The organism is Acinetobacter sp. YH12239 (genome assembly GCF_013417635.1).
Taxonomy (GTDB): domain Bacteria; phylum Pseudomonadota; class Gammaproteobacteria; order Pseudomonadales; family Moraxellaceae; genus Acinetobacter.
The window spans coordinates 15,170-29,820 of record NZ_VPDP01000004.1; the positions used below are offsets into that span (position 1 = coordinate 15,170).

The following is a 14,651-nucleotide window of genomic DNA, read 5'->3' on the forward strand; positions in this document are numbered from 1 at the left end:
AATAATTTAAAAACAAAGGTGTTCGTGTGAGCCTCTTTCAGAATTTCGTGATCATTATGATTTTGATTGCTGGAGCTGGATTCTTATCATTAAGTGAAATCGCACTTGCAGGATCACGTAAAGTGAAACTGAAAATTTTGGCTGAGTCTGGTGATGATCGTGCACAAAAAGTGCTTACGCTCCAAGAGAATTCAGCTGATTTCTTTGCTGCCTCGCAAATCGGCTTAAATGCTATTGCAATTTTGGGGGGGATTTTAGGTGAAGCTGCGTTTAGACCGTATTTTGTAATTTTGGTCGATCATTTCTATGATGGTCCTTGGTCACAATCAATTGGTTTTGCATTATCATTTACTTTAGTGACATCACTGTTTATTTTATTTGCTGATCTTATGCCTAAACGATTGGCAATGATTGCACCTGAAAAAATCGCTGTCTCTTTAATTAATCCTATTCAGGTATTCATTACTGTTTGTCGTCCATTAGCTTGGTTTATCAATACAATTGCCAACCTCTTATTCCGTTTATTCAAAGTAAATACTACTCGTGATGATAATATTACTTTTGATGATATTTCCGCGGTAATGGATGCAGGGGCACAAGCAGGTGTCTTACAAAAACAAGAACATCACTTTATTGAAAATGTATTTGAACTTGAAGAACGAAATGTTCCTTCGAGCATGACTACACGAGAAAACGTAGTTTTCTTCACGATCAATGAATCAGAAGAAAGTATTCGTCAAAAACTGGCTGAATTTCCCTATTCAAAATATTTAGTCTGCAATGAAAATATTGATCAAGTGATTGGCTATGTTGATGCTAAAGATATTTTGATTCGTATTTTAAATAATCAAAAATTTAATCAGTTGAATGAATCCACTATCCGTAATGTATTAACGATTCCAGATACACTTACACTGTCAGAATTACTTGATCGCTTCAGATCTAGTAAAGAAAAGTTTGCCGTAGTCATCAATGAATATGCCTTGGTGGTTGGTGTTATTACCCTATCTGATATTATGATTACTGTGATGGGTGACTGGGTTACGCCAACGGATGAAGATCTTCAAATTATCAAGCGGGATGATCATTCTTGGCTGATTGAAGGCAGTACACCTATTGAAGATGTCAAGCATGCATTAGAAATTGATGAAATGCCTGATGATGAAAACTATGAAACTTTAGCTGGGTTTATGATGTTCAAACTTCGTAAGATTCCACGTCCTGCTGATAGTGTAGTATTTAATGGTTATAAATTTGAGGTGGTCGATGTTGACCATTTTAAAATTGACCAACTACTCGTGACCAGATTACTTGATGAAATAGCAGAATTAGAATCACCAGTTGAATAAGACACTATCCACCACTCAGGTGGATTTTTTTATTTAGTTTATCTAATTAAACTTGAGATTTTTCGACTTCAAAAATTATTAAAATTAGAATTTATACTCAATTTTTATTATAACTATCACACTTAAAAATCATGTTTAATGTCTCAAATCACAAAATATAAATTTTAAACTTATGAATTTTAACTACTATTTTTTATAAAAATTATGGTTATTTTAATATTTTCTAAACAATATTTAGTTTAATCATAAATTTCTCTAAGATGGTCGGCGTTTTCGAAGATAACAAATACTGTAATAGAAACAATATTGATTAAAACGCTAATCTAAGGATAGATCCATGTTGACCTTGCTTGGTTTGGGCATGATTTTGTGCTTTATGTACCTCATTATGTCTAGACGTATGACTCCCCTCGTCGCACTCACGCTTATTCCCGTTCTTTTTGCGCTAATTGCATATGGATTAGGTTTTTTTGTGGATAGTTTGAACCATATTCAACTTAATGAACTTGGTGAAATGATGTTAGATGATGTTAAAAAGTTAGCACCTACCGGCGTCATGCTGCTATTTGCTATCTTGTATTTTGCCATCATGATTGATACAGGTTTATTTGATCCATCAGTGAAATTTATCCTCAGGTTGGTAAAAGGTGATCCCCTCAAAGTAGTATTAGGTACGATTACCTTAACATTGATCGTGTCTTTAGACGGTGATGGCTCTACCACTTATATGATCTGTGTTGCTGCCATGTTACCGCTTTACAAGCGATTAGGCATGAGCCCTTTAATTATGGCCTGTCTCATGATGTTAGCCAGTGGAATCATGAATTTGACGCCATGGGGTGGACCTACTGCACGTGCGGCAAGTGCACTCCATGTAGATCCTAGTGCTGTGTTTGTTCCGATGATTTTACCGATGCTGTTCGCCATTGCTTGGTTATACTTTTTAGGAACCATGTATGGTCGAATGGAGCGTAAAAGATTAGGCATCATGGAGTTGGATATTAGCCATGGCGACAATATTCAAATTTCATCAAACCCAGAGGCGAATCGAGCGCATTTGAGATGGTTTAATGGATTATTGACTCTCGCACTGATGGTCAGCCTAGTCATGGGTATTTTGCCTATGCCTATTTTATTTATGATTGCATTGTGTATTGCATTAGTTGTGAACTATCGTGATATTGATATGCAAAAAAGCCTAGTCGCTCATCATGCTGGTAGTGCTTTAAATGTCGTTGGTATTATTTTTGCCGCAGGTATTTTTACGGGTTTGCTCACTGGCACGGGTATGGTCGATGCCATGTCCAAAGAATTGGTTGCGATTATTCCAGATAGCATGGGTCCATATTTAGCACCCATCACAGCCGTTTTAAGCATGCCTTTAACGTTCTTTATGTCAAATGATGCTTTTTACTATGGTGTTCTACCCATCTTATCTGAAGCTGCTGCACATTATGGCATATCACCTGTTGAAATGGCTCGTGCATCGATTGTTGGCCAACCCGTTCATCTGCTCTCACCCTTAGTTCCATCTACCTTTTTACTCTGCGGGCTTGCTGGGATTGAGTTTGGTCAACACCAAAAATTTACCATTAAATGGGCGATTATTACGTGCTTAGTGATGCTTGCAAGTGGATTAATATTTGGGATGTTCCCGTTTTATTCTGCCATTTAATCGTAGCTCGAGTTTCGGAGTGATTTATTGATCACTCCACTCTCTTATTTATAAAGACTTATTGAGCTCGTGTCTCATTCCAAATATTCAAATTTCCCATGTTAGATAGAAGTTGATACCTCACCACTAAAAACTCTGTCAACAAGGTGGAATAATTCATTTTTGCTTCACTCAACACATTCTGAGCATTAAGCACTTCGAGTAAATTTCCTACACCCGCTTTATAACGTCCTTGAGCGACTTCATAGGCTTCTGAAGCACTTTGATTCAATATCGTTAGGGCCTTAATATTGTCATGAATTGCATTTAGCTCATTATAGTTTTTCCAGATTTCAGCATTAATTTCAAGCTTCAATCTCTCTTGCTCTAATAGCTTTAATTTTAAGTTTTCTTGAGCAACCACAATTTGATTTTTTCGATTATAACCATCAAACAATGGGAAATTAACTTGCACACCCGCTTGTAGAGATTGGCGATCACTTCCATAGCTGTCACTCGTTTGTTTTTGCTGATCATAAATGCCGTTAAAACTAATAGATGGATATCTAGACCGCTGTATTGCCTTAATTTTATTTTCAGCTGCGAGTGAATCATACTGTGCAGCTTTAAACTTTGGATGCATTTTTTCAGCATCCTGAATGAGCATTTCAATCGGTTTAAGATCTAGCTCTTTTGGAATTTTTAACTGATTATTAATTTTGAAATTTTGGTATGTAGGCTCACCCATTAATGATGCTAAAAGTCCTTTTGCTATTTTTAAATCACCTAAAAATTTAGTTTGATCTGACTTTGCTTTCGCCAAATTTGCGGACATTTGTAATGCATCTGATTTGATACCAACACCCGCACGATATCGAGCATTTGCAATTTCATAGTTTTTTTCTGCAAATACAACCAACTCAGTAATATTGTTTAACTTTAACTCAGCCTGAATAATTTGATAATAAGTCGAAATCGTTTTGATGATCATATTTTGCAAAGCAACATCATGCTGTGCCAAAGACATCGCTAATAATTTTTCGGCTTCTTCTGCTTGATAAAATCGACTACCAAAATCATAAAGTAGCCAATTGGCTCTTATTCCAAGTCCGTAACGGCGTAAGTCAGTGTCATAACTCAAAACAGGACGATCTTTTACTTGATTATCATCACGTGACCAATCGTAATTCAAGGTGCTATTCACTTGAGGATAATAATTTGCTTTAGAGATTTTAAGCTGAGCAGCTTGAATACGCGTTTGTACCCAAGCACTTTTAGTCTCAGGATTACGACAAACTGCACGTTCAATGGCATCAATGAGTTCTATTTGCTGTTCATTCTTGAGATTATTTTGAGATAAACAATGTTGAGGTTGACTTAAAATTTTCTGATTTTGAAGATCAAGTGACACACTTTGATTGAGTTGTTGTTCTATTTGCTTACGTTTTGTCTCATTCTCACGGGCTTTACGCTGAGCCGTGAGCTCATCAAACCATAAAGTCTCGCGCTGTTTTTTTAGATTTGGAGTCAGTTTTGACAACCAACTCTCTGCATAAGCCAACGAACTATGTCCGAATAGAGACCCTGCAACAACAATGAAAGCGATGTATGTAATTTTCATTTAGGTTGCAAATCCTTGGTCAACATATCACGGACAATCACGCCATCTTGTAAAGCGATAATCCGCTCAGCAGATGAAATCGTTTCTGGACGATGTGCAATAATCAATTTGGTAATATTCAAGTGCTTGAGATTTGCATTGACCTCTTGTTCTTTTAATACGTCTAAACTACTGGTCGCCTCATCCATAAATAAAATCTTTGGTTTTTTATAGAGAGCACGAGCCAATAAAATTCTTTGTTTCTGTCCTCCTGACAACATATTACCAATATCCCCCACTAAGGTTTGATATCCCATTGGCATACGGCTAATGTCATCATGAATTGCGGCATAGGCTGCACATTGTTGTACCCATTGCATGTCTGGATTTGAATCAAAAAAGCAAATGTTTTCTGCGATTGAACCAGCAAATAGAATGTCATCTTGTAACACTGTCGCGACTTGATCTCGCACAGCGTTTAATCCTAATTGTTCAAAGTCACGCCCCATGATTTTGACTTCACCTTCATTCTGTTTAAATACGCCTAACAGAACATGTAGCAGTGTGGTCTTACCGCAACCTGTTGCCCCGACAATGGCAACAGATTGATTTTGGGGAATCTTAAAACTAATCCCCTTGAGTACATAAGGATCATTTTCTGAATATTTAAAGTGCAGATTTTCGACTTCAATTGCATTCTCAACCTGATCTACATTTGTGATTTCAGCATCACCGTATAATTTTTCTTGTTCTGTTAATACAATATCCGATAAACGCTCTACATCAATTTGAAGCATTTTAACTTCGATAAACTTATCGATTAGTCCTGCAACCCGACTATCAAATTGTCCTTTGTACGCCATAAATGCCATCAGTACACCAACTGTAAAATTACCCTCCAATACCAATGTGGCACCTAACCAAATAATTAGAATGTTCTGAATCCCAAATAAGACTCCATTCGCCAATGAGAATCCTAAACCTAACTTTTGGGTCGTTAATCCAGCATTGACTTGATTGACCATAAGGTTTAACCAAGTCGAACGGCGAACATCTTGTCGCTGGAACAGTTTTATGGTTTTAGCTCCACGCACAGTTTCCATAAAATGGCTGCTTTGCTTCGCTGCATGAATAATTTGCGCTTCAGTCGCTCGCTTCAAAGGTGCATACCAAATCCATCGGATTAAGGCGTATAAGCCCATGGTAAAAATTGCAATCCAAGCTAACTTCGGACTGTATACAAACATTAAAATCAACGTAAATACTGTCATTAATCCATCAAGAATCGCAGCTAAGAACGTTGTGGTGAGCGTGGTTTGAATGTTACCAATTGATCCAAATCGCGAAACAATGTCACCGAGTGATCGTCTTTCAAAATAAGAGACAGGAACATTAATCATGTGATTAAAGACGTTGGCTTGCCACTGCACACTTAAATGTGTGCTCATATACATCATGATCCAAGAACGAAGTAGCCCGATAAACTGCTGAAGCAACATCAACATGCCAAAGCCAATAGCCAGTATCGTTAAGAGATCCCGATCTGCAGATACGATCACATGGTCGATCACCCATTGCATAAAAAATGGGCTAATTAATGAAAAAACTTCTAAGGCTAAGGCCAAGATTAAAATTTGCCCGAGAGATTTCCATAAACCACGAACATGACCGATTAGACCTTTAAGCTGAATCTGATTTTTATCTTCTTTTTTTTCAAATTCAGTATCTGGCCAAAGCTCTAATGCAACACCCGTAAAATGTTCAGATACCTCATTGAGTGTCAGTACACGTTTACCAAATGCTGGATCTAAAATCGTGACTTTATTGGCACTGACTTCTTGCAATACCACAAAGTGGTTGAAATCCCAATGTAAAATACATGGGGTTTTGAGCTGATCTAAATCTTCTAAATCCAGCTTTAATGGGCGTGTTACCATTTTCAACTGATTACTAATTTTGATCAGCTGATTGAGATTTGAACCCTTTTGAGAAACTGAAAAACGACGTCTTAACGATAATAAATCAGACTCATAGCCATAATAATACGCAATCATCGCAATACAGGCTAATCCACATTCTGTCGCTTCCGTCTGTAAAATGGTTGGAATTTTCCGTCCAAATCCAAGAGAAATTTTGTCTAATATCTGCATGTTATTTCTTCTTATATCTTGCCAGTGATGCTATATAACGGTTCGAGTACCCATTCATATAGTTTTCTTTTTTCTTGCATGATATCTGCATCAAAGGCCATGCCCACTTTAAGAGGCTTACTTTCACCATAGGCTTTTACAAACTGTTGTTCTAATTTGACTTTGACTAAATACACAGGTTCACTTTGGTTAAGTGTTACACCCTGACTTAACTCGCCTAAATTGGTCAGTTCTTGTGGGTTCATCGTCGTCGCTGAGATTGAATGAATCACACCTTCACCTTGACCAAATTTTTGGTAAGGATAGGCTTGAAAACGAAGTTTTACAGTTTGACCAGTCCTTATAAATCCAATTGCTGAACTGGGTACAAAAAGATGTGCTTCTAAGTAAGAAGGCGTTGGAACAATATTCATGACAGGAATATTAGGAGAAATAAACTGACCAACCTCTGCATTAATCGATGCTATTTTTCCTGTCGCATTGGCCTGTAATAGCAAACTATCCCGCGCTTTATTTTCTAAAAACTCTTGCTGATTCGAAGCTAATTGACGATCGACCAAAGTCAGCTCACTTTCCAACTTCGATGCTAGTCCTTGCTGAGCCAATAATTTATTTTCTAATTCAGCTTGTTTAGTATTTTTTTCTCGCTCATAGCTCTGTAAAGCAACTTTTAGGCTGATATAGTTATCTTGCTTCAGTTGATATTCTTCAATCGAAATATATTCTTTATCTTTTAAATCTCGATAACGATGTGCATTTTCTTGTGCAAGTGCTAAACGTTGGCTTTGCTCGGCAATTAAGCCATCTAATTTTATTAAATCTAAACGTATAGATTGAATTTCTGCATTTAATTGTTGAACACTATTTAAATGTAAGTCTTTTAGTTTATTTTTTTCAGTATCTAAACTTTGTTTTTTTAACTTAATTTGTTGTTGTACAGACTCATTATAGTTACCTGTACTATTATAACGTGTCATTTTTAATGCAATTAATGGTGTCCCTTTCTCCACTAACTGACCTTCTTTGACGAATTTTTCACTGACTGTGCCGCCTTCAGCACTATAAACTCGGATTAAACCCGTATTAGGAATCAATAATCCTTTAACACTCGTCCTCTTCGTGTAGCTTCCAAAAAAAATAAAACTCACTAATAAAACAGTAAAAATGGCGACAACAATTGTGAGTACCGTAAATGAAAATGGTCGAATCAAAATGACTTCACCAATCCACTTTGACTTTTGTGCATAAATCGCTTTGTCTCTAAATAGCTTATTTGTCATATATATTTGTAATTAATTTTTCGAGTACGAGTTTTTGTATTGAATTTTCATCAAGTTGACTGCATTTCAACAGCGTGCTTAAAAGAGACAAACACAAACCAAAAGTTTTCAATAAAATAGTCATGATCTGTGCTGTCTCCCGTTCTATCCCACACCTCACTCACCTAAATCTGCTTTGAATAAATTCAGTTAGATAGTGATTTCAATAGATTAAAAACGAAGCGTTCATCTCGATTTATTTCAAAACTCGATTAACTAAAGGCGCTGTGAACAAAGCATGAGGATCATATTGCTTTAAAATATGACTACTCGACTGAATGGTTAAATGATTAGATTGACCCTGAGCATGGACGCGTGGAATTTCATAATCGATATAAGTTGAACTGTCCCAAGCTTTTTGATTGGTATAGCCCCACCCTTTAGACCATTCTGGTCGCATCAATGAATCACCTTGATAACGTTGTGACATCCACTCTTCAACTTCTGTGTAAAATTGCGCTGAGAATGGCGTACCTGGCAAGGTTAAAATATCAAACCAAACGGCACAGTCCCATTCAGGATGATCAGGGCAAGGTTTAATGGCTGATAATGCTGCTGTTTGAGCGCCTTGAACAATTGAATCTTCTGCATGATCCAAACCCGTAACTCGAATTTCAACAGGTCCATTCATTGGGAAACGACCCAATTTTTGATATTGCTTCATCTTAATGCCGTAATAATCACAAAAATCAGCAATAACCCGTTGAACGTTTGCACGACTGGTAATGACAGCATAGCCATTTGCAGTAACACGCAAAGTTGTTGGTTTGACATACAGTAAAACGTTTTTTGACGTTCCCCATAAATCATAAGTTTGAGTAGAAGCCAAACCACCAGTCAAAATCGTCGTGATTCCAGATAATGGCGTACCATTTAAACCTAGTTTAGAGATTTCATACTGAGTAAAACCGAAGGTTGGCGTGAGATAAGTACTTTTATTGACGATGATTTTATGAATCAAATCAGTAATAGGTTTGATTAAATTATCTGAGAACCAATAATTGAATGGTTTGACTGTCTGTCGAGCAGTCAAAGGACGATACGGAGTAACAGTCCAAACTTTTAACCAAGGATAATCGGTGAACGGAAACCAAATTGCTTCTGCACGACCAGATTTATCCAGAAAATGAGAGAAGGTACGTCCAGCATGCTTATCTTGAGCAAATAGCTCATTGATATGAATGTCGGTATAGCTTTCACAACGAATATATTGATTTTTTGACGTTTGTAATTGTGCGGATAAAATGAATGCACGACCTATATGAACTAAAAATGCACGAATTTCTGGATCATTTCGCAGGAAGGTTTTCGCAACATATCGACCTTCTCGTTGGTCGAAAACAGCAGCAGTGATCGATACCACTAAATTACTGATCGAACCATAAGTTTGACCTTCTTGTTTTATTTCCCCTACAGCAGGTACACCTGTGCCATGACCATCGATGGCCAACACACCACCCAAAGTTAAATCTCCAGGTGCTGGCACTGCTACAAATCCACGATTACGGTATTCCATTGCGGTTAACAATGCTTCCATTTGAATGCCTGCCTCGGCAGTCACAATACCGTTTGCATCAATACTGACTTTGTTGATATGCGTTGGCATATCAATCAATAAAATTTTAGTAATCTTGTCTTGATCATCCAACAATAAAGGTGACCAATTATGTGACATCCCTTTGGCTCTGACTTTATAGCCATTTTGATATGCCCAGTTAATGGCTTTTAAAACTTGTTCTTGATTTCTCGGTGATGCTGTCCATGCATTTTCATAACGAGATTCCCCAGACCAATTTTCATATTTCTGTTTAAAAATTGAGATTTCAGTTGGGAAATTTACTAATCTTTCTTGTAAAGGAAAAAACCAAGCTTCTGCCTTTTGTGTTGGAAGCCATGCTGAAACAGCACCAACAGCAGCTAAGCTACCCATTGTTTTTAGAAAGTTTCTTTTATCGTGATCTATTTGTTCTGATGAATTCTGCATTGTTATAGCCACCAAAAGTTTAGCTTTATTATTTCTGTTACTGAAAGCAGACCAGTACTCATGACCAGTCTGCCTTTAACACTTTATTTAAAACTTATGAAAGCCAAGCACGAACGCCATTTAAAGTCGGAAGAAGTTTATATTGACCTTCTGCCTTTTCTTTTTCGTAATGGTTTGGAGTTTCAGCTACATCGCCACCAAGTGCACGACCAAGACCAATTAATGTTTTTGATGCCACTAAACCAGTAGTATCAGCAGCTTGGTGTACTAGCCCTAAACCTACTGCACTAAATACAACACCAACTGATGAAATCAGTTTTGAATTAAGTGTTTGATTGAATAAGTTCACACCGTGGATGATTGAGTCACCAATCAATGTTCCAGCACCAGATACTTCATTGATTTCTTCTTGCTTTAATTCTACTAAGCTCATGATTAAAACCTCGTTATAAAGAATTTATGTTAGATACACCTAACTTTTGTTAAGCACTTTTTAATATACAGAATGAATTGCGTATCAATAATGACAAATGTAGGACACTATTTAATTATTTTGTGATTTATTTAACATTAATTGCGATAATTCGATTGACTCAATATTCTTGAAAATAACAGCCCAATTTCAAATAATAGATAGATCATTGTGCCCCCAATCGCCATTGATAATATGTCTGGCGGCGTTACAAACATCGCAATAAAAAAACAAAAGATAAAAATGTAAGGTCTATTTTTTTGGATGGTCTCAATGTCCACTAATCCCCAATACACCGTGATCATAATGACCAATGGCACTTGAAAAATCAGCCCTAAGACGAAAAAAAACTTAATACAAAACAATAAGTATTGTTGTATATCTGTCATAGGGGTCACACTATCTGGAGAAACTCCAATAAAGAACCCCAATACAGCGGGCAGTATAAAAAAGTATCCCAGTGCAATGCCCGAGTAAAACAACACAATACTTGATGGAAAAAAGAAAAAGAAAATTTTACGTTCTTTCAGATAAAGCGCATGTTTTAAAAAAACATATAATTTATAAAAAATAAAAGGAAAAAGGATGATCAACGTGACAAAAAATACCAACTTAATGGGTGCTACAAATGTACTGGTAATATCTGTCGCAATCATATGCGCATTTGCAGGTAATTTAGCTTGTAGAGGCAGTGCGATTGCGTTATAAATTTTGTTCGCGAATGGCACTAATCCAACAAAAATAACTAAAAAGCCGATAACGACATGAATTAAATTTCGCCTAAATTCTTCAAAATAATCAGAAAAATGACTCAGTGGTTTTTTGAGGTCGGAAGTTTCAGACATATCTCACTCCCATTACATGTATATCAACACACGACCAATGCGCTAAATGAGTCATTAGAAAATCTGTTTTATAAGGTGCTGGCACATAAAACTTTTGGATTGGGAAATATTGTTTTTGTTTCTGATCAATTTGATCATCTAGATGCGCGAAATATTCCTGCATTTGAGTTTCAAGCTGTTTAACATTCTGAATTTCGTCTTTTAATTCTTCACGAAGTTGATGAAGCTCAAGTTCAAGATCTACTTTCTGTTTAATATCGGATTTTATTTCACTTATTTTTTTCAAGCTTCGAAGCGCAAAACGAATCGCATCGGGTAAACGATCAGGACCCAAGACCACAATTACAATCAGTCCAAGAAAGAGTAGTTCTCCAAACCCAACATCAAACATAGGTTAAAACACCACAATATTGCTTTGAATATCGTTTAAAAAAGATTATTGATGAGTGTCTTTTTTATCTTCGCGAACAGCATCTTTAAAATCTTTTACAGCGCCGCCGACATCTTTGCCAAAATTCTTTAATTTAGCTGTACCGAAAATGACCAAAATAATTATGGCAAACAGTGCGATATGACCAATTGAAAGACCCATCATTATAGTTATCCTTATTTTTTAATATTGCTTAATACTAACAGACCAACAATGCATAGAACTCTTGAAATGTCTAACAATCTCAGCATATATATTTGAGTCTGTTTAGATTTTTTATTCTGCTTTCAAAATATAAGCTACTGATAAAAATAAAAAAACCGATTTAAGCCTTTGCTTAAATCGGTTTTCAGTCACTTGGTTCGCTGAACTACGTTTTCAATTCTTTGTTTAACTTGAATAATAAAGGATTAACGACCATAGATTTCTAAAAGTTTATCTAAGGTTGCTTGATAATGAATATCGATATCTTCAGCTAAAATAGCATACGCATTATCTAACTGAACCATTGGCCAGCCTTCTTTCCAAAACGGAAAAATATTGTGTAGATCATGCGTTACGATTGCTTCTTCGCGTGTAATCGCCTGTGCAACCTGCGATAAAACTTGCGCTGTTTCAGCACCATCAATCTCAAGATAATCAATACCACGCGCTTTAAGAATACGAATTCTGTCTTTTTTATATTTAATTTTTTTTGCTTGTGCTTCATTTAAACCTAAAGCAAGTGTCACTGCTTCAACAAACTTTTCTTCAAAAGATTGATGTAATGCAACCAAGGCTTTTTTATGTGCTTCCTGACGCCCCTCTTTACCACCACTACGAATCAATTTATTCGCCTCAACATTAAGTTCGTCAGATTTCATAGACTGTAAAATATCTAAAATTTCGATATCACTTAAAGATTCAGCATTGTGGTGTGTCATGGGAGTACTTCAATTCAACTTAATCTTGCATTTTCTCATAATTCAACACAAATACATAATCTAATTCAAATTGAATCGATAAGCTTTCAAATGATTCTAAATATTTAGAATTATACTTCTGAGTTTTAGTACAATATTAAAGTCAAAACGATGGGTAGTGTGATTGCCGCACCGATAATTTGCAAACTGATTACACCAGCCATTAATTGACTGTCGCCACCCAATACTTTCGTCAGAATATATGCAGCTGAAGCCGTTGGTAATGCAAAATACAAAATAAAGATTTGCGTCTCTAAAGTATTGAAGCCCAGCATTTTACAGACCAACCAAGCCAAAATCGGCATTAAACATAAACGCGATAGCGTGTTGATCATTAGAGGAAATGATTCTTTTTTAAGAGCCACAAATTGCAATGCAGCACCGACACACATTAGTCCCATAGGTAAGCTACATATCGCAAGTTGGTAAATTAATGACTCTGCACCTTTCCATAATGATAGCCCGGATACATTGTAGAGCACCCCAACCAGACAACCCAAAATTAAAGGATTTTTGAGTAACGATATAATCACTGCTCGAAAATTCATATTTTCATGATCGGTCAGTGCCAATACCGAGATGATATTCACAACAGGAATACTGATCGCCAACAGTAATGCAAAAATTGTCATGCCTTCTGCTGGAAAAAGCGAAGCAACAACTGCTAAACCAATATAGGTATTAAAACGTACATTACTTTGAACATAGACTCCAAATCTTCGTGTTGGGGTCTGAAAAATTCTTTTTAAAATATATAAAACTGCACAAGCAATTGGAAAGACCACGAGTAAAATGACTAAAATTTTACTTACCATCTCCATATGAATATCAGCTTGAGCCAAATTGCCAAAGAGCATGGCAGGGAAAAAAACAAAATAGTTAAGTTTTTCTGCACCCGCCCAAAACTCGTCAGTTAAATATGATTTCTGTTTAAGAAAATATCCAATTAAAATGAGCCCTATCAGCGGCACTAAGGATAAAACAATGCTGTACATAAATGATGAGCCTAATCGAGTGCAGATCACTCAGTCCTAATACGCTCAATCAACCACAGTGGTTTATTGCATGCATTTTGAACTGATCATTTAATATTACACTGCATCAAGCTGATCGTCTCAAAAATTCATCATTTACATCGAGCATTGACTTGTTTTATATACGCTAAAATTTCAGGCAAAGTTTGGATTGTTTTATTTAACGGCGGTTGATGTTCAGCTAAGGATTGGTGAAACCCCGCCAAATATAGTCCATCTAATCCAGCCTGAGTAGCACCCCAATAATCATTCACTGGATGATCACCAACATAAAGACAATGGTCAGGTGCAATTCCTAATTGTTGACAAGTCATATGAAATATTTCTGCTTGAGGCTTTGACACACCTGCCTTCTCAGAACTCATGATCACATCAAAATAATGCGCGATTCCTAGACCTTCGATAATTTTGTGTCGAGTGAAATGTCCTCCATTCGAAATGATTGCCAACTTAAATCCTTCGCTTCTAAGCTGATCAAGCGTCTGAATAGCATTTGGCATCATGACTGCGTTTAGTCCAAATTGATTAAACCAATAGTCACTTAATTCATCTAATTCTGGTGCTTTTTTCCATTTCAACTGCTTGAGTAATGCATGAGCAACTGAACCACCAATGGTAGGTTCAGTCATTCTTTCTCGAATGGGATAGCCACCATGATCAATATATCGAATCGTTTCGAGAATCTCAGCTTGCGCAGACGAGGCAGATTGATCGATTTGCTGTTTATAAGTATTAAATAATGCCCGACTAAAAGTTTGAACACTTAAATCTCGGTGTGTCAGTGTATTGTCCAAATCAAAAATAACAGCTTGAATTTTCATAGTGCTTAGAGGAGTGTATTCATTTGCCCAT

The 14,651-nt window shown here is 36.5% G+C and carries 12 protein-coding genes and 1 pseudogene; 2 read left to right on the forward strand and 11 right to left on the reverse strand.

What is annotated here, in order from left to right; translation table 11 throughout:
* Positions 1-26: 26 nt before the first annotated feature.
* Together FTV17_RS05830 and FTV17_RS05835 are read left to right on the forward strand one after the other, a co-directional pair.
* The gene (locus tag FTV17_RS05830) at positions 27-1,349 is read left to right on the forward strand and encodes a hemolysin family protein (protein ID WP_179998555.1); all 1,323 of its coding nucleotides are present in this window, start codon (positions 27-29) and stop codon (positions 1,347-1,349) included.
* Positions 1,350-1,686: 337 nt separating this feature from the next.
* Positions 1,687-3,024 carry a CitMHS family transporter gene (locus FTV17_RS05835; protein WP_179998556.1) on the forward strand — a complete coding sequence of 446 codons (1,338 nt, stop codon included), beginning with the start codon at positions 1,687-1,689 and terminating at the stop codon, positions 3,022-3,024.
* A 58-nt stretch (positions 3,025-3,082) separates the two neighbouring features.
* Here the strand turns inward: FTV17_RS05835 and FTV17_RS05840 are convergent, their stop codons facing one another.
* The 11 genes and pseudogenes from FTV17_RS05840 to FTV17_RS05890 all read right to left on the reverse strand — a co-directional run bounded on the left by FTV17_RS05840 (position 3,083) and on the right by FTV17_RS05890 (position 14,620).
* Positions 3,083-4,624, reverse strand: coding sequence for a TolC family protein (locus FTV17_RS05840; RefSeq protein ID WP_179998557.1), 1,542 nt, complete (start codon positions 4,622-4,624; stop codon positions 3,083-3,085).
* A complete protein-coding gene (locus FTV17_RS05845; RefSeq protein WP_179998558.1) occupies positions 4,621-6,753 on the reverse strand; it encodes a peptidase domain-containing ABC transporter in 2,133 nt (710 codons plus the stop codon). Before FTV17_RS05845 ends, FTV17_RS05840 begins: the two co-directional genes overlap by 4 nt.
* 11 nt (positions 6,754-6,764) lie before the next feature.
* Positions 6,765-8,033, reverse strand: a complete 1,269-nt coding sequence (locus FTV17_RS05850; RefSeq protein ID WP_179998559.1) for an HlyD family secretion protein — start codon at positions 8,031-8,033, stop codon at positions 6,765-6,767.
* 235 nt (positions 8,034-8,268) lie between these two features.
* Positions 8,269-10,056 carry a cholesterol oxidase substrate-binding domain-containing protein gene (locus FTV17_RS05855; RefSeq protein ID WP_179998560.1) on the reverse strand — a complete coding sequence of 596 codons (1,788 nt, stop codon included), beginning with the start codon at positions 10,054-10,056 and terminating at the stop codon, positions 8,269-8,271.
* 94 nt (positions 10,057-10,150) lie between these two features.
* The gene (locus FTV17_RS05860; RefSeq protein ID WP_035268003.1) at positions 10,151-10,489 is read right to left on the reverse strand and encodes a hypothetical protein; all 339 of its coding nucleotides are present in this window, start codon (positions 10,487-10,489) and stop codon (positions 10,151-10,153) included.
* Between the two features lie 137 nt (positions 10,490-10,626).
* Positions 10,627-11,373, reverse strand: coding sequence for a twin-arginine translocase subunit TatC (gene tatC / locus FTV17_RS05865; RefSeq protein ID WP_179998561.1), 747 nt, complete (start codon positions 11,371-11,373; stop codon positions 10,627-10,629).
* Positions 11,366-11,764: a Sec-independent protein translocase protein TatB gene (gene tatB / locus FTV17_RS05870; protein WP_051586589.1), complete on the reverse strand. Its 399-nt coding sequence runs from the start codon at positions 11,762-11,764 to the stop codon at positions 11,366-11,368. Before tatB ends, tatC begins: the two co-directional genes overlap by 8 nt.
* A gap of 54 nt (positions 11,765-11,818) precedes the next feature.
* Positions 11,819-11,968: pseudogene (tatA, locus tag FTV17_RS05875) on the reverse strand (twin-arginine translocase TatA/TatE family subunit); the annotation flags it as partial.
* 245 nt (positions 11,969-12,213) lie between these two features.
* Positions 12,214-12,726, reverse strand: a complete 513-nt coding sequence (locus FTV17_RS05880; RefSeq protein WP_179998562.1) for a hypothetical protein — start codon at positions 12,724-12,726, stop codon at positions 12,214-12,216.
* Between the two features lie 125 nt (positions 12,727-12,851).
* The gene (locus tag FTV17_RS05885) at positions 12,852-13,760 is read right to left on the reverse strand and encodes an AEC family transporter (protein ID WP_179998563.1); all 909 of its coding nucleotides are present in this window, start codon (positions 13,758-13,760) and stop codon (positions 12,852-12,854) included.
* A 131-nt stretch (positions 13,761-13,891) separates the two neighbouring features.
* The gene (locus FTV17_RS05890; protein WP_179998591.1) at positions 13,892-14,620 is read right to left on the reverse strand and encodes an HAD family hydrolase; all 729 of its coding nucleotides are present in this window, start codon (positions 14,618-14,620) and stop codon (positions 13,892-13,894) included.
* Positions 14,621-14,651: the final 31 nt, after the last annotated feature.